This is a genomic window from Duganella sp. 1411, from assembly GCF_017833525.1.
In the GTDB taxonomy this organism is placed as follows: domain Bacteria; phylum Pseudomonadota; class Gammaproteobacteria; order Burkholderiales; family Burkholderiaceae_D; genus Rugamonas.
In genome coordinates, this window is record NZ_JAFICD010000001.1 from 2,566,384 (window position 1) to 2,582,711 (window position 16,328).

The following is a 16,328-nucleotide window of genomic DNA, read 5'->3' on the forward strand; positions in this document are numbered from 1 at the left end:
TGCTGGTCCAGGGCGCCATGCCATGAGCGGCGACGCCTCGAACGATGCCGGCGACGACGAGCGCCGCCCACGCGCCGTGGCCTTCGCCCACCACGAGATCGGCCTGCGCTGCCTCAAGGTATTGCTGGCCGGCGGCGTCGACGTCGCGTTGGTGGTTACCCACGCCGCCGACGACGAAGCGCTAACGTCGCTGTGCCACGAAGAACGCATCCGCTGCATCGCGGCCGACGGCGCCGACGCGCCCCAGCTGCTGGACCAAGTGCGCGGCGCCATGCCGGACCTGATATTCAGCCTGGGCTACGGCCACCTGCTGCCGGCGGACATGCTTGCCGTCGCCCCCGCCTACAACATGCACGCCTCACTGCTGCCGGAGTTCCGCGGCCGCTCGCCGGTCGAATGGGCGGTGCTGCACGACGCCGCCACCACCGGCGCCAGCCTGCACGAGATGACGGCCCGGCCCAACGCCGGCGCCATCATCTCCCAGATGGAAGTGCCGATCCTGCCCGACGACACCGCCCGGGACGTGTCCGCCAAGGTCGTCGTCGCGGCCGAGCAGACCTTGTGGCGCGTGCTGCCGTCGCTGCTCGACGGCACCGCGCCGCGCCTGTTCAACGATACCGGCGCGGGCCCCTGCCTGCCCCTGCGCACGCCCGAGGACGGCCGCATCGACTGGCGCCAGCCGGCGCGGCAGGTCTACAATCTGCACCGCGCCATGGCGCCGCCCTGCTGCGGCGCCTACACCGACATCGACGGCGTGCGCTACGCGATCGAACGCGCCCGCCTGTCCGGCAATTTCGGCAACGTGGTCGCCGTCGGTTTGCCAGCGGGCTTGACCGTAGTGGATAATTGCATCTTTGGCGTGTGCGGCGACGGCCGCATGCTGACGATTTCGCGCCTGACGGCCGACGGCGCGCCCGTCACGCCCGCGCAACTGCAAGCGCGCCTGCTTGCCCGGCGATGACGCCAACATTTACTTCGCGCGCGGGCTTGAACGGCGAAAACTTGCCCTCACATTGTCGATGTCCATCTCCAGGAGAAAACCAGTGGCTGATAGCCAACCCGCAGTAACCGACTTTTCCGCCCCCATGACCAGCGGCCAGACCTTCCAGTTGTCGGGCCGGCCGGCGCGCCACACGGTGCTGTTTTTCTACCCGAAAGACAATACCCCCGGCTGCACCACCGAAAACATGGCGTTCCGCGATTTGTACGAGCAATTCCAGGCCGCCGGCACCGAAATCTACGGCGTCAGCCGCGATTCGCTGCGCTCGCACGAAAGCTTCAAAGCCAAGCTGGGCCTGCCTTTCGAGCTCATTTCCGATCCCGACGAGGCGCTCTGCACGCAGTTCAACGTCATGAAAATGAAGCAAATGTACGGCAAGACCGTCCGTGGCGTCGAGCGCAGCACGTTTATCATTGACGCTGCTGGTCAATTGGTGAAAGAATGGAGAGGCGTGAAGGTAGCGGGTCACGTCGATGAAGTGCTGGAATTTGTGGCGCGTCAGGCTTAACAGGTTTGCGCGTTGCCTTTCAGAGTTGCTCAACCGTAGCAGAATCATGCGCATCCAGCCATTTTGTTAACCATTTTGAGTCATCACTGTAACTCTTCCCACCCTACATGGTGGCCAGCCGGCCACCACGCGGTACTTTCTCCGGGCAAGATGTGCGCCCGTCGGCAGTCTTATATCCTGTTTTACCTAGCATCCACCCCATCCGGTCCCAATGTTTCCAATTCGCGGAGACATGCTGCGCCTATGGGCGGATTCCTCCAGTTATTTTTCAATTGAGATCCTGATGCCACTGCCAAAATTACCTAGTAAGCCAGCGACTTTACTGTTGGCAAAAGATTATCCAAAAGCGACAGGGCCGCGCCCGGTTTCCGCCATTGCGGCGGTCGCCGAGATCGCGCCGGCCCCCGCGCCGAAGAAAGCGGCGCCCGTCAAAGCAGTTCCCGTAGCAAAAACCAAAGCGGCGGCGCCGGTCGCCGTCCCAGCCGCACCGGCCGCGCCAGCGCCAGCGAAAACCACCGCCAAGTCGAAGGCCGTGGCCGCTGTGCTGAAAGCCGCGCCGGCCGTGTTGAAGGCCGCCCAAGCCACCCCTGCCCCCGCGCCGGCGCCGGTGGCCGCCAAGCCGGCCGCCAAGGCCAAGCCCGCCGCGCCGGCCGCGCGCGGCAAGGTCACGCCGATCACCGCCGAGGCGCCACACCCGGCCAAGCACAAGATCAACGAAGTGGCGATCAAATCGTCGACCAGCCGTCATGCCGACCAGACCGGCACGACCAAGCTGTTCGTGCTCGACACCAACGTGCTGATGCACGATCCATCGTCGCTGTTCCGCTTCGAGGAGCACGACGTCTACCTGCCGATGATGACCCTGGAGGAGTTGGACAACCACAAGAAGGGCATGACCGAGGTGGCGCGCAACGCCCGCCAGGTGTCGCGCACCCTCGACGCGCTGGTCTCCAACACCGACGACGACGCCATCGAGAACGGCATCCCGCTGTCCAAGCTGGGCAACAAGGACGCCAAGGGCCGCCTGTACTTCCAGACCCGCATGCAGACGGCGGACCTGCCGGTCGGCCTGCCGGTCGGCAAGGCCGACAACCAGATCCTGTCCGTGGTCCGCTCGCTGGAGGCCGAACAGGAAGGCCGTCCGGTGGTGCTGGTGTCGAAAGACATCAACATGCGCATCAAGGCGCGCGCGCTGGGCCTGCCGGCCGAGGATTACTTCAACGACCACGTGATGGAAGATACCGACCTGTTGTACTCGGGTATCGTCCAGCTGCCGGACGACTTCTGGACCAAGCACGGCAAGGATCTGGAATCGTGGCAGGAAAACAAGAATGGCCAGAGCGCGACGTTCTACCGCGTCACCGGTCCGTTCGTGCCGTCGCTGCTGGTGAACCAGTTCATCTTCCTGGAGCCGAAGAATGGCGAGGCGCCGTTCTACGGCCAGGTCAAGCAGATCAACGGCAAGACCGCCGTGCTGCAAACCTTGCGCGACTTCAGCCACAACAAGAACAATGTGTGGGGTGTGACCGCGCGCAACCGCGAGCAGAACTTCGCCTTGAACTTGCTGATGAATCCGGAGTGCGACTTCGTCACCCTGCTCGGCCAGGCCGGCACCGGCAAGACCCTGCTGGCCCTGGCCGCCGGCCTGGCGCAAGTGCTGGAAACCAAACTCTACAACGAAATCATCGTCACCCGCGTGACGGTGCCGGTCGGCGAGGACATCGGTTTCCTGCCGGGCACCGAGGAAGAGAAGATGTCGCCGTGGATGGGCGCCTTCGACGACAACCTCGAAGTGCTCAACAAGTCCGATTCGGACGGCGGCGAATGGGGCCGCGCGGCGACGCAGGACCTGATCCGCTCGCGCATCAAGATCAAGTCGCTCAACTTCATGCGCGGCCGCACCTTCGTCAACAAGTTCCTGATCATCGACGAGGCGCAGAACTTGACGCCGAAGCAGGTCAAGACCCTGGTCACGCGCGCCGGTCCGGGCACCAAGATCCTCTGCCTGGGCAACATCGCGCAGATCGACACGCCGTACCTGACCGAGGGCTCGAGCGGCCTGACCTACGTGGTCGACCGCTTCAAGGGCTGGTCGCACAGCGGCCACGTGACGCTGGCGCGCGGCGAACGCTCGCGTCTGGCCGATCACGCCAGCGACGTACTGTAATGTAGTAAAATAAACACGTACCTGTTAGCCCCGCCCGCAGCGATGCCGGCGGGGCTTCTTTTATAGCAAACAGTTTCCGTCATCCAACCTATGCACAAGTAAGCGAATTGATCCACGAAAGTTCTTGAATCCTGTGCCATCCTGTATGACACTATGATCCAAGTCATTGATTTCGCCCGCCTTTTCTATCACTGCTGAGGTAAGACCATGGACATCCCTATCCTGATCCAGAAGCGTGAAGGCAGCCGCTACGGGGTGACCGTGCCGGACATCCCGGGCTGCGTGACCACCGGCGAGACGGTGGACAAAGCGATGAGCAACGCCACCAAGGCCATCTACGGCCATGTCGGCCAGCTGGTCGAGCAGGGCAAGGCCTTCGAGATCAAACCGTCGGAAGTGGAGTATCTGTCGCGCGAGCCGGACTACGCCGACGGCATCTGGGCCCTGGTCAGCCTTGATCTGGCCCGGCTGGACGATCCGCCGGAAAGCTGACGGCGCGTGGCGCCGAGGCGTGGCTTATCCATTGCGCCGAAACGCCAGACGCTGGCGGCGCACTCCCTGGGTTGCGAAGTCGGCGTCCGCGGGCACCGGCACAGTGAAGAACTCCCAATTAATCCGTCGAAGAAAATTAAATTTCTTCGAGCGGAGTATCCCTCCCCGATTCCGCTTCAGCTCGCTGTAGCGATCGCCCTTGAATTCGCGGTGCACGGCCGTGAACGGCAGTACGTGTTCGGCCATATCCGCGAAATGCAATGATGGATTTGTCTTCTTGAAATTTTCGAAAATCTCGAACTGGTCGCGGCAAATCACCTGGATCGCCGTTTCCGGGAAATCGTTATATTCGGTCCACAAGACATGCCATCCGGTCTGGACCTGGTTGATGAAATCGACCAAGCGGGGGCTTAGAATATAAGCATCCGACTCGATGTGGATGATTTTATCCACGCCCAATTCCCTGGCCACATCAATCGAATGCAGGAAACTGCGCCACCAGCCGGGATAGTCCTTAATACTCTGCCGGCCCAGATTGTTATCGAATCGGATGATCAGATTCGAATCTTCTTCCGACGCCAGGGGCGCGGTATTCGAAACCGTCTTGATGACTTCAGCGGGCGGCAGGAATGGCGACCCGTCGTCGATCATGACCCTCTTGATGGCATCGATAGGAACGTCCTGATAATAATCGAGCCAGAGCTTATATCGGTCCCCCCACGCCTCGGCGTCCTTGATATAGCTTGTGCAAAAGATTATCGATTTCATCACTGGACGTTATTTTACGAAAACCTTAGATCCTACCACAGAGGCGGCGGCCCCTCCAGAACGGTAAGCCCCAAAGCCGACCTTATCTGATCAATGTCCAATCATCCCATCAGCGGCTCTGCTAACGTCGATTCAATTGACAACTACAAGTGGCGAGAGCAGGATGACTAAGCAAAAGGCGACCTTGCTCCATAAGAGCCGCGTCATTGTGTCATCTCAGGCATTTGCTGAATTCGTGATTTGGAAGCTACCCCATGCCGCCAGTACAAAGGCGCACGCGTACAAATACAGACTGGCATATGTCGTCAACAACAAATGCGTGGTTCGGTATGACAATGAACTTTCCAAAGGCGACCACCGCCACTACGGTTCGAGCGAGCTCACCTATCAGTTTCACTCCTTGGAACAGCTAATCATAGATTTTTATTTGGACGTCGAAAGGTGGAATCATGAAAACAGCGATCCTTAGAGTTCAGTCAATGGATAAAAGCTTGGCTGGTTTTGCCCGTGCCTGGGAGTCGGGCGTAGTGCAAACCGCCGCGACCATCGCCTTCGCGACGCCCGAGTTGATGCGCGCCATCCTCACGCCCGAGCGCTGTCATATCGTGAAAATGCTGTGTGGCGCCGGGCAGGTGTCGATCAGAGACATCGCACGCAGCGTCGACCGGGACATGGGCAGCGTCGATACCGACATCGTTGCCCTGCTCTCCTCGGGAGTACTGGAACGGCGTGGGAATGGCGTAATCTTCCCATACGACGACGTTTCCATTGACCTTCCCACCATTGGAAGGCATACAGTGGCATCATCGAAAACCTGAAGGAGTAATCCATGTATCAACTGCAAGTGGAGAACATGAGTTGCGGCCATTGCGTGGGCGCGGTGATCAAGGCGGTGCAGGCGATCGACGCCGCCGCCAAGGTCGAGGTCGACCTGGCCGGCAAGACCGTCAAGATCGACAGCGCCACGCCACTGGCCCCGTTGAAATCGGCCATCGCCGATGCCGGCTATCCCGTGGTCGGCGCGGCCTGATTCGGCCGTTACGCAGGCCCGGCGCGCAACTTTGCCGGGCCTCGTAAAACATATTCTGAAAACAACAGTCACCGCATAAATATTTAGAAAAAGCAATCGTGCGGGAGACCGCTTGCTATACTTTCCTCACGGTTGCTATAAAAGCCACCCGTTACCAGGAATGCACCAGCATGCGGTCACTCGACGAAGGCACCAGTAGCGAGAGGTCCCGACCCACCGTCCGGCGGATGGTGGTGGCGCTGATCGTGCTGAGTGTTTTCCTGCTCCAGTTGTTCACCCTCGGTGTGCATCACCATGCGATCGCCGACGACGACTCGGATTGCCCGACCTGCCAATTGGTCATCGACACGCCGCTGCTGCCACCTTCCGGCGACTTGAGCGTGACCCCGGAATCGCCGGGCCAAACCTATCGCGCCGATCTGCCGCTATATCGCTCCAACACGCTGTCCGCCACCTTCCTCACGCCCCATTCGCACGCTCCTCCCGTCTTTACCCTCTGAGCTTTTCCCGCCCTGCCTCCTCGTCACGACGCGCGCGCAAGGACATCTCCGTTAACGCGAACCACCGCCGCCATGTCTGACGGCGGCGCATGACGGACGCCGTGGACTAGCTCCCCCCGTTGTATCCCCAATACCAGCGCGGCCGCCCACCGGCGGTCCGCGTTGAGACAGACACGCCTTGACCACTCCATCTGGAGCGGCCAACGGGGCGTGTCGCCCTGAGAAAACACACCCGTTTTGTCAGGGGCGGTGCAAGCCGCGCGGCACCGATGATCATTCGGCGCCGCGCATCACGTTAGATAAAAATCGGAGAACTACATGATCTTGAAAGAGCAAATGAAGCTGTTGCCCCTGGCCTTGCTGGCATTGACCGCCACCAGCGGCGTTGACGCCGCCGAAACCTGGGTCCCCACCGCCACCAAGGCGCCCGTCGTCAGCGGCGCGACAACCCAGCAGCAGGCCCTGATGCAGGCCGGCATAGCGACCCACGTCGTGGTCGCGCTCAAGCTGCGCAACAAATCCGACCTGGACGCGCTGACCGGCGATATCGTCGCCGGCCGTAACGTCCAACCGCTGACCAGGGAGCAGTTCATGGACCGCTACGCGCCCACCGCCGCCCAGGCGCAACGCGTGGCCGACCATTTGAAACGCAGCGGCTTTATCAATGTCACCGTGTCCGACAACCGCCTGCTGGTGAGCGGCGACGGCACCGCCGGCTCGGTCAAGACCGCGTTCAACACGGAGCTGCGCAACTACACCGTCAATGGCCGCACCGCCTTCGCCAACGTCAGCGACGCCGCCGTGCCGCAGTCGCTGGGCGACACGGTCATGGCCGTCCACGGCCTGCAGACCATCCACATGTACCATACGATGGCCAAGCCGGCCGCCCATACGCTGGCCAGCACCGGCCACAATCCGACCGATTTCCCGGCGATTTACAACGCCAGCGGCTTGCCCAGCGCGGTCAACGCCACCATCGGCATCATCACGCAAGGCAGCATGCGGCAAACCATCGCCGACCTGAATACCTTCACCAGCCGTGCCGGTTATCCGACGGTGAACGTCAGCACCGTGACGGTGGGCGGAGCCAGCTCCGACACCTCCGGCGTCGGCGAGTGGAACATGGACACGCAGGACGCCTTGGCCGCCGCCGGCGGCACCATCAAGCAGATGATCCTGTACACGGCCAACACCCTGAGCGACGCCGACCTGACCGACACCTACAACCGCGTCGTCAGCGACAACGTCGCCAAGACCATCAACGTCTCGCTGGGCGAGTGCGAAACCAGCGCCAAGAACTCCGGCATCATGGCCAGCAACGACCAGATCTTCCAGGCCGCCGTGGCGCAAGGCCAGACGTTCTCGGTCTCGTCGGGCGATTCCGGCTCCTACGAGTGCGGCGGTTCGAGCACGTCGCAAAGCTATCCGTCGGTATCGCCGTGGGTGGTGTCGGTCGGCGGCACCTTGCTCAACACCAGCGGCACCACGTGGAATTCCGAGACCGTGTGGGCTTGCAGCAGCAGCGCCACCTGCCAGCAAAGCGCCGAAGGTGGCGCCGGCGGCGGACCAAGCCTGACCGAGGCGGCGCCTAGCTGGCAAGTCAACGCCGGTGTGCTGGGCACCTCGACCAAACGCGGCACGCCGGACATCGCGCTCGACGCCGATCCCGCCAGCGGCGCGCTGGTGCTGGTCAACGGCTCCACCGAACAAATCGGCGGCACCAGCCTGGCCGCGCCACTGTTCACCGGTTTTTGGGCGCGCGTCCAGTCCATGAACAACAACGCGCTGCCGTTCCCGTCGTCCAACCTGTACGCCCGCGCGGCCGCCAACCCGGGCATGTTCCACGACGTCACCTCCGGCAGCAACGGCGGCTACACCGCCAAGACGGGCTGGGACTACGCCAGCGGCTACGGTAGCCTGAACATGGCCAACTTCGCCAGCGTCATGGCCGGCGGAGGCTCCACCACGCCGCCGGCGTCGAACGCGTTGACCAACAACGTCGCGGTGACCGGCATCTCGGTGGCGGCCAACGCGGGCAAGGTCTACACCTTCGCCGTGCCCTCCGGCGCCACCAGCCTGACGTTCAACACCTCCGGCGGCAGCGGCGACGCCGACCTTTACGTCAAACTGGGATCACAGCCGACAACCAGTTCGTACCTGCGGAAATCGGACGGTTCGACCACCACCGAGAGCATCTCGATCGCCAGCCCGGCGGCCGGCACCTACTACGTGCTGGTTTACGGTTACAAGGCGTCGAGCGGGGTCTCGCTGGTGGCCAGCTACAAGTAACCGGAGGCGTTTGACCGGTTTATGACATCCGCCCTACTCCAACTCGGGGTAGTGGCGGAATATGCCGTCCTCGTTGAACGGAATGCGCCGCTTCGAACCCAGGTAGGCCGCGATATTGGGGCGCGCCGCCACCTTGTCACGCAAGGCCACCAGGCCGGGATAGGACGGCTCGAGCTTGGCCATCGTCTTCGGGAACGCATAACGCAAGCCCTCGATCAACTGGAACAACGACAGGTCGACATACGACAGGCGCGAGCCGACGGCCCAACCACCCCGTCCCGGATTGCGCGTCACCACGCCTTCGAAATAATCCAGGAACTTCGGTATGCGCGCCTCGCGAAAATCCTTCGAGCGCGCCTTGGCTTCCTTCTTCTGGTCTTCGTAGTATTTGTTGGTGGAGATCGGATGGTGCGTGTCGTGCGCCTCGGCGACGATGTCGGCGATGGTCAGTTGCAGCTGGTTGGCCCACAAGCGCCCCGCCTCCGCGCGCGGCGCCAGCCCGTGCCGGGCGCCGAGGAACAGCAGGATGTTGGCCGTTTGCCCGATCAGCAGCTCGCCCGCGCGCAGCACCGGCGGCGCGAACGACGGATGATCGACCTTGTCGCCGTCCAGGCTCGCCATCAACGCCGGCATGCCCTTTTTGGCGCGCGCCACATCGCTGTAGGGGATGCCCGCCTCCTCCAGCGCCAGCCGCACGAATTCGCCGCGGCCCTGCAGGCCGTCCCAGTAATAGAGTTGGTATGGTGTCGTCATGCGGAATATCGTAGCACCGTCGGCGCCCGCGCGGCGCCCGGAAAGGTTTGCGGACCACGGTTATAATCGACCGGAAACTATTGTTTCGTTCGCTTCCACACCAACCATGTCTGCTTCCGCCCATGCCGCCAGTCCCACCGCTTGAAATCCACATCGTCCTGATGGTCGCCGCAGCCGGATTTCTCGCCGGCGTGCAAAACGCGCTGGCGGGGGGCGGCTCGTTCATCACCTTCCCGGCCCTGCTGCTGGCCGGATTGAATCCGCTGGCCGCCAACATGACCTCGACCATCGCGCTGTTCCCCAGCCAGATCACGTCCGCCTACGCGGGGCGCAAGTTGGCAGGCGATGTCGGTCCGCTGACGTTCCGCCAGATGCTGATCATCAGCGCCATCGGCGGCGTGTTCGGCGCCATCCTGCTGCTCAATACTCCGGCGTCGTTCTTCGCGCGACTGGTGCCTTGGCTGGTGCTGTTCGCCACCAGCGTGTTCGCGTGGGGCAGCTTCCGCAAAAAGCCGCTGCACGCGGCCAGCGGCATGCCGCGCTGGGCGCTGGTGCTGGTGCAGGGCTGCATATCGATTTACGGCGGGTACTTTGGCGGCGGCATCGGCTTCCTGATGCTGGCCGCGCTGACCATCGCCGGCCAGCAGGTGCGCATGGCGGCGGCCACCAAGAACGTGCTGGCGATGGCCATGAACGCGGTGGCGGCCGTGATCTTCGCGACGTCCGGTTTGGTCAGCTGGCCGGCCGCGCTGGCGCTGTGCGTGGGCGGGATCGCGGGTGGATTGTGCGGCGGGTGGTTGATTCACCGCTTGCCGGAAAAGGTCATGCGCGGGTTCGTGGTGCTGGTCGGCGCGGCGCTGACGGTTTGGATGTTTGTTCGTTGATCCCTCGTACCTGCTTTAAGCGTCGCGGCGACGCACACATGGCGGATTACGCTTCGCTAATCCGCCCTACGTGATTGTCCGGTCCATCAGCGTACAGACGACGCTCCGCCACCGTTCCACGTAGGGCGGATTAGGCGGAACGCCGTAATCCGCAATCGATGAGCCGCCGACGGAGCATGCGTGATATGGGTCAACGCTGATTCAGCAAGTCCTTCAACTTCTTACGCCGTCCCAAATAACCCGCGCCCACCAGGCCGGCCGCCAGTGCCAGCAGGGCCAGCGTACCCACCGTCTTCTGCGCCGGCGTCAGGTTGGACAGCGTCTGCATTTCGAAGCCGCTTACCTTGGCGTCCGCCGGCTCGGTCTTCGCAAACGATGCCGGTGCCGGGTCGGCCGGCTTTGCCTTGGCGCGCGGCGCCGGCATCGGTTGCAGCTCCTGCGACTTCGCCTGCAACACCTGCAAATCCGCCAGTGCGGCCTGCATCGCGGCGTCGTTGGCCTGCTGCCCCGGCGGCGGCGCGACCGGCTGCGCCGACGGCGCCGATCCGCCGGCACGGCCGGCCGCCGCCGCGCCGCGCGCGATCGCCGGATTGGAGCCGACGTTGGGCACGAACTGTCCGGTGAACTCCGGTGCGATCTTCAACGTCGCCTTGCTGCACGAGTCGGCGCTGCACGCGACGCCGGCTTCCCTGATCGCCCGCGCGTTCTGCTGCGCGAGCTTCTCTCGCACCTCGCCGCTCGGCTGCCAGTAGCCACGCTCGATGGCGCTCAGCATGCGGTCGGTCACGGCCTGCCAGGCGCGCAGGTTGCCGCTGGCCGCGAATCGCTCGCGCACCTTCAAGCCATGGCGGTCGGCCACGTAGGTGTCGTACATACGCTGCCACTTGCCGCTATCGACCACCTCCGGCACCGTCACCTGCCAGGCCCACAGATAATCGACCACGCGGTTGATGTAGCGCGCGCCGGAATAGCCTTCCTTCAGCATCGAATCGGCCCACTTGGGGTTCAGGTAGCGCGACTGCATTTCCTGGCCCATGTACTGCTCCAGCGTCTTGTGGCCCGGCTTGCGCGGGTTGGACAGATCGCTGACCACCACCTCCGGCGTCTTGCCGTCGACGCTGCGAATCGCCATCGCGGTGCCGCCCAGATACTGGAAGAAGTCGTCGTTGTCCAGGGTCGCGAACAGATTGCTGGAGCGGCTGTGCAGGGCGATCTTGCTGCCGCTGATGGCCTGCTTGAACAACTCGCGCCGCTGGACGGGATCGGCCTTGTCGTCGCCCCAGTATCCGGCGCCGAACGGGTGGCTCATGCGGTTGATGAACACGTCCGCCACTTCCTTTTCGTTCTTCCAGGCGTTCGTCAGCGGGATCAGCTTTTCGATCTGCGTGCCGTAGGCGCCGCTCGGCACGCCGAAAATGCGCACCGACGCCATGCGCCACGCCTCGTCGGCGGAGATGCCGTTCGCCTGCATCACGGCGGCGGTCTTGCGGCTATGCTCCTGCATCACGTTGCCCGACGGTCCGGTGTCGGCGGCTGCGCCCAGGTCGTCCTGTTGCTGCGCCAGTTGCGCCGCCTTGTCCATCAGCGCCAGCAGATTGCCGAACAGGTCGCGGAACAGGCCCGAAGAAATCAAGGTGACATCGACCCGTGGGCGCCCCAGCTCCTTGCGGGTCAGCGCCTCGACGCCGGTCACGCGGCCACGTTCATCCCAGGTCGGGCGCACGCCCATCAGCGACATCGCCTGCGCCTCCATGATGCCTTCGTGGCGCGAGGTCTCCACGCCCCACAGGTTCATGCTCAACTTGTCCGGATAGACGCCGTGGCGCTTGCGGTAGTCGTCCACCAGCTGCCCCGCCAGTTTCGCGCCCGCCTCGTAGGTGGTCTTGCTCGGAATGCGCGACGGATCGAGGCCGAAGAAATTGCGGCCCGTTGGCAGCGCGTCCGGATTGCGCACCAGGTCCGCGCTGGCGCCGGTCGGGATGTAGCGCCCGGACAGCGCCTCCATCAGGCGGTCCAGCTCCAAGGCCGCGCTGCGCTCGATATCGTTTTCCAGTTGCGCGACGCGTTTGGTCTTCTGTTCGGCCGTGGCGCCGGTATCGAGGCTGACGACCGCGCGCGCGGTGGCGTTGCGCAGCTCCCTGGTGGGCGCCACGCCGAAGGTGTGCAGGCCGAACGGCGTCAGCTTGTTGCCGGTATCATCCAGATACTCTTCCAGCGCCTCCATGTCCGCTTCGGTTTTGAGGCCGGTCGTTTTCATGTCCTTCAACACGCCGCTCCTGGCCGCGATCCGGTTCAGCGCCACCAGGTGGCTGCGCGCCAGCAGCGGGCTCTTTTGCTCGGCCACGCGGTAGTCGTTCAGCAGCGCGCCTAGCTCGCGCAGGTCGGGATTGAGGCCGGCGATATCGAACGGCGGCGTCATATGGTCGATGATCGTCGCCATGCCGCGGCGCTTGGCCTGGATGCCCTCGCCCACGTCGTCCATCACGTACGGGTAGATGTTCGGCATGGCGCCGATCAGCGCCTCGGTCGGATCATCCTCGGACAGGCCGGCCTCCTTCCCGGTCAGCCATTCCTGCGTGCCGTGGGTCCCGATGTGCATGACGGCGTTCGCCTGGAAGCTTTTTTGCAGCCACAGATAGAAGGCGATGTACTCGTGGCTCGGCGGCATGCTCACCTCGTTATGCAGCTTCTCCAGGTTCTGCTCCCACGCGCGGCCGGGCTGCGGCGCCATCAGCACGTTGCCGAAGCGGCGCGCCGGATAGACAAAGAATGGCTGGCCCTTGGCGTCGCGCCACAGCACCGGCGCGCTTTCCGGCTTGCCCCACGACGCCAGGATCGAATCGCGCAGCGCTTGCGGCAGTTTCGCGAACCATGCCTGGTAGTCGGACAGCGGCACCAGCAGCGCCTGGCCGCTCTCGGCCAGATGCTTCAGGCCCGCCATGTAGTCGCCCTTGGACTTGCCCGGGTAATTGCCCCACTGCTGGATCTCGCCTTGCAGCTCGGCCTCGCCGGCCGGCAGCGCGTCGCCGGTCTGGTAGCCGTCGCGCTTGAGGCGCTGGACGATTTGCCACAGGCTCTCCGGCAGCACGTTCAGATACGCCGCGCCTATCGTCTCCGAGCCGTGCGGATAGTTAAAGTAGATCATGGCGATACGCTTGTCGCCATTGGCCTTCTGGCGCAAGGCCAGCCACGCGGCCACCCGCTCGTTGAGACGGTCGATGCGCTCGCCGATCGGCGTCTCCTCGACGTAGGCCAGGCCGGTTTGCGCGTCGCTGATGCGCTCACGGCTGGCGACAACGGTCGGCTGTATCAGTCCCGCCACCTCGGCGCCGGCCAGCTGCCAGGTGCGTTCGATGATATCGAGGCCGATCTTCGATTCGCGCCACTGCGCCGCCGTGTGCTGGCTCAGGGTGATGGCGTTGATCGCCGGGACGCCGATCTTGTCGAGCAGCGCGCCGGTGTTGGCGGTGCCGCCAACCTTCATGCCCAGCGCGACGATCAGGTCGACGCGGCTCTTGCCGTTTTCGTCGAGCAGGAAGCGCAGCGGCACGTCGTACGGATAGCCGAACACCGGCAGCACGTTGTAGCCACTGGCCTCGAGCCGCGCGACGATGGTCGCCAGCGGCAGGGTTTGTCCCGCCACCAGGCTGGCGCGGTAGAACGGCACGGCGATCCACGGCGCGCCGGTCTTGTAGTTGGCATAACCCTGCAAATAGTGCTCGTAACTGCCGTAGGTGCGGTTGGCCGCGACATCGTACAGACCTACGTCCGGCATCGCGTGCACCGGCGCCACCGTCAAGGTCGCGCCAAACTGGTTGCGCAGGATGTAACGCAGCAGGTTGCCCATGTTCTCGATGCCGCCCTCGCTGTGATACTGCTGGATGGCCTTGTCGTCCTGAACGCCCAACTCCCGCATGCTGTCGTCGATGGCGCCGCCGACGGCGAACACCGGATGGCGCGCCTTGCGCAGCGCCCGCAGCTCGTCGGTCAATCCCGCCATCGCCAAGCGTCCCTTGGCGTTGACCACCGCCACGTCGGCGCTGGCCAGCGCGTCGCGGTCGGCCGTCGTCATGCCGTTGGCGGGGATGATGCGGATGACGACATTCAGCTCCTTCAATTCCGCCTGCAAGCCGCGCACCGCCAGCACGGCGGGCCGCGATTCGACATCGCCCAGCATCAGCGCCAGGGTGCGCGGCGCCTGCGCCGAGTGCACGTAGCCGACGATGAAGAATGAGATCAGCAGCAGTAAAACGACTTCCAGTGTTCCAAAGCGCTTATTCGGGTACATACACGACCTTCCCGTCGGGCAGCTGGTAGGCGGTGCCCAGGCGTTTGCCGGCGCCGGACAGCGGCTTGTCGCTGACGCGGCTCACCGAAATCTCGGCGCCCTTCTTGGTCAGCACCTCGACGCGGCCGTCGGCGCTTTTCTTGGCGATCGTGACCTCCGAATTCGGGTCCAGCAGGTCCATCATGTTCCAGGCCGAGAACAGCGCGAGCATCATGGCGACGATGAAGACGATGCTGGCGTCGAACAGGTTGGCGACGCCGGCCAATGGGTCCTCGGTGTGCTCGCCGATGCGGCTGTAGCGGTGGCGGTTCATAAATCGCATGGTTGTCTCAGGCCTCCACGCGCATCAGGTGCGGCTTGTGTCCGTGCGTCGCCAGCATCGCCTCGGCGGCGTAGGCGATGTCGGTCAGGTCGCTGCGCAGCCAATGTTCGCGCACCAAGCTCAGGACATACGCGCATACGCTGCACGCCAGGCCGACCACGGTAGCGGTGAACGCGGTGGTCATCGATTCGGCCATCTTCGGCAGGTTGCCCTGCGCCAGGCCGGCCAGCGAAATACCCATCGGGATCAGGGTGCCCATCAGGCCGAGCGCCGGGCCGACCCGCACCACGAAGCGCACGCCGTCGAGCCGGCGCACACCGGCGGCATCGGCGCGCTGCACCACCCGCTCGAGGCGCGCATCGAGTCCGGGCTCGCCTTCCTGCGCGGTCAACACGGCCGCCATGTCATGCCGGGCGGTGGCCACCAGCATGCGGACCCCGCGCCGGCGCTCGATCCATTCGGCGCCGAAGGTGCCGAAGCACACCAGCATGTACAGAGTCAGCGCCGCTATCCCCAGCAGCACGGGCAGATACAGCACGTTGGAAATCGAATACAGCAGCGTCTCGATCGAGCGGATGGCCGCGTCGGCAGGTAAATTTGGCATGAATGATCCAGCGACAGAAGCAATCCGCTCACCTCCCCGTGAGCGGATTGAAAGAAGGCGCCTGGGCGCCTCCACCTCTTTGGCCGGTATCCGGGCTCGCAAGCAAATCCGCCCGACCTTCCCATGCGAACGCACAGTGGTATAGCGAGGCGGATCGTCGTCGGCGACGACGCTTGTTTACCGTTGCGGGGGCAGCACATGTTGGCTGGCGTGGGCCGGCTCCATGTTTCCCGTTTAACCGCGGTCCGGACGGACGCGCGAGCACCAAAACCTGGCGATTATACGTGGTTCCGACGCGGCCGGACAGATCGGCGTGGGCCTGAGGCCTACTTGGGATCGGCGAGGCTTTGCAGTATCGGACAATCGGGCCGGTCGTTGCCTTTGCAGCAGCGCGCCAGCGTTTGCAGCGTGTCGCGCATTTCGGTCAGCTCGGCGATGCGCTGGTTGAGTTCCTCGACGTGGCCGAGCGCGATGCGTTTCACGTCGGCGCTGGCGCGCTCCTTGTTCTGCCACAGCGACAGCAGCTCGCGGATCTGGTCCAGCGAGAAGCCCAGCGTGCGCGCGCGCTTGACGAAGCGCAGCGCATGCAGGTCGTTCTCGCTGTAGATACGGTAACCCGAGTCGCTGCGCCGGCCCGGCGGGATTAGCGCGATGCTCTCGTAGTAGCGGATCATCTTGGCCGAAACGCCCGAGGCGCTGGCCGCTTGTCCGATGTTCATGGCG

The 16,328-nt window shown here is 63.9% G+C and carries 16 protein-coding genes and 1 riboswitch; of the genes, 10 read left to right on the plus strand and 6 right to left on the minus strand.

Features of this window, described 5'->3' with window-relative positions; genetic code table 11:
- The first annotated feature begins 22 nt into the window (after positions 1-22).
- The 4 genes from JOD97_RS10745 to JOD97_RS10760 all read left to right on the plus strand — a co-directional run bounded on the left by JOD97_RS10745 (position 23) and on the right by JOD97_RS10760 (position 4,167).
- Positions 23-961, plus strand: coding sequence for a formyltransferase (locus tag JOD97_RS10745; RefSeq protein ID WP_209716385.1), 939 nt, complete (start codon positions 23-25; stop codon positions 959-961).
- A gap of 58 nt (positions 962-1,019) precedes the next feature.
- Positions 1,020-1,508 carry a peroxiredoxin gene (locus tag JOD97_RS10750; protein ID WP_209717451.1) on the plus strand — a complete coding sequence of 163 codons (489 nt, stop codon included), beginning with the start codon at positions 1,020-1,022 and terminating at the stop codon, positions 1,506-1,508.
- Between the two features lie 283 nt (positions 1,509-1,791).
- Positions 1,792-3,675 (plus strand): PhoH family protein, encoded by a 1,884-nt coding sequence (locus JOD97_RS10755; RefSeq protein WP_209716388.1) that lies wholly within the window; start codon positions 1,792-1,794, stop codon positions 3,673-3,675.
- Positions 3,676-3,882: 207 nt separating this feature from the next.
- Complete coding sequence (locus tag JOD97_RS10760) at positions 3,883-4,167, plus strand: type II toxin-antitoxin system HicB family antitoxin (RefSeq protein WP_209716391.1); 285 nt, start codon at positions 3,883-3,885, stop codon at positions 4,165-4,167.
- A gap of 24 nt (positions 4,168-4,191) precedes the next feature.
- Here the strand turns inward: JOD97_RS10760 and JOD97_RS10765 are convergent, their stop codons facing one another.
- Entirely contained in the window at positions 4,192-4,935 is a 744-nt protein-coding gene (locus JOD97_RS10765; protein ID WP_209716394.1) for a hypothetical protein, read from the minus strand.
- Positions 4,936-5,098: 163 nt separating this feature from the next.
- On the opposite strand from JOD97_RS10765, the gene JOD97_RS10770 reads away from it, so the two are divergent.
- From JOD97_RS10770 to JOD97_RS10790, 5 genes are all read left to right on the plus strand, one after another.
- A complete protein-coding gene (locus JOD97_RS10770; protein ID WP_229264265.1) occupies positions 5,099-5,404 on the plus strand; it encodes a DUF6516 family protein in 306 nt (101 codons plus the stop codon).
- Entirely contained in the window at positions 5,385-5,753 is a 369-nt protein-coding gene (locus JOD97_RS10775) for a DNA-binding protein (protein ID WP_229264266.1), read from the plus strand. The genes JOD97_RS10770 and JOD97_RS10775 overlap by 20 nt, the downstream gene beginning before the upstream one ends.
- Before the next feature lie 11 nt (positions 5,754-5,764).
- Positions 5,765-5,965, plus strand: coding sequence for a heavy-metal-associated domain-containing protein (locus JOD97_RS10780; protein WP_209716397.1), 201 nt, complete (start codon positions 5,765-5,767; stop codon positions 5,963-5,965).
- A 170-nt stretch (positions 5,966-6,135) separates the two neighbouring features.
- A complete protein-coding gene (locus JOD97_RS10785) occupies positions 6,136-6,465 on the plus strand; it encodes a hypothetical protein (RefSeq protein WP_209716399.1) in 330 nt (109 codons plus the stop codon).
- Between the two features lie 318 nt (positions 6,466-6,783).
- Positions 6,784-8,754: a protease pro-enzyme activation domain-containing protein gene (locus JOD97_RS10790; RefSeq protein WP_209716402.1), complete on the plus strand. Its 1,971-nt coding sequence runs from the start codon at positions 6,784-6,786 to the stop codon at positions 8,752-8,754.
- Positions 8,755-8,787: 33 nt separating this feature from the next.
- Here JOD97_RS10790 and JOD97_RS10795 read toward each other — a convergent pair whose 3' ends face one another.
- On the minus strand, positions 8,788-9,507 hold the full coding sequence (locus JOD97_RS10795; RefSeq protein ID WP_209716405.1) for a glutathione S-transferase: 720 nt from the start codon (positions 9,505-9,507) through the stop codon (positions 8,788-8,790).
- A gap of 122 nt (positions 9,508-9,629) precedes the next feature.
- On the opposite strand from JOD97_RS10795, the gene JOD97_RS10800 reads away from it, so the two are divergent.
- Positions 9,630-10,391 carry a sulfite exporter TauE/SafE family protein gene (locus JOD97_RS10800; protein ID WP_209716408.1) on the plus strand — a complete coding sequence of 254 codons (762 nt, stop codon included), beginning with the start codon at positions 9,630-9,632 and terminating at the stop codon, positions 10,389-10,391.
- Between the two features lie 190 nt (positions 10,392-10,581).
- Here JOD97_RS10800 and JOD97_RS10805 read toward each other — a convergent pair whose 3' ends face one another.
- The 4 genes from JOD97_RS10805 to cueR all read right to left on the minus strand — a co-directional run bounded on the left by JOD97_RS10805 (position 10,582) and on the right by cueR (position 16,324).
- Entirely contained in the window at positions 10,582-14,679 is a 4,098-nt protein-coding gene (locus JOD97_RS10805; RefSeq protein ID WP_209716411.1) for a cobaltochelatase subunit CobN, read from the minus strand.
- Positions 14,666-15,001 (minus strand): DUF2149 domain-containing protein, encoded by a 336-nt coding sequence (locus tag JOD97_RS10810; RefSeq protein WP_209716414.1) that lies wholly within the window; start codon positions 14,999-15,001, stop codon positions 14,666-14,668. The genes JOD97_RS10805 and JOD97_RS10810 overlap by 14 nt, the downstream gene beginning before the upstream one ends.
- Positions 15,002-15,008: 7 nt before the next feature.
- Complete coding sequence (locus JOD97_RS10815) at positions 15,009-15,605, minus strand: MotA/TolQ/ExbB proton channel family protein (protein WP_209716417.1); 597 nt, start codon at positions 15,603-15,605, stop codon at positions 15,009-15,011.
- Between the two features lie 63 nt (positions 15,606-15,668).
- Positions 15,669-15,889: riboswitch (cobalamin riboswitch) on the minus strand.
- 42 nt (positions 15,890-15,931) lie between these two features.
- Complete coding sequence (cueR, locus tag JOD97_RS10820; RefSeq protein WP_209716420.1) at positions 15,932-16,324, minus strand: Cu(I)-responsive transcriptional regulator; 393 nt, start codon at positions 16,322-16,324, stop codon at positions 15,932-15,934.
- Positions 16,325-16,328: the final 4 nt, after the last annotated feature.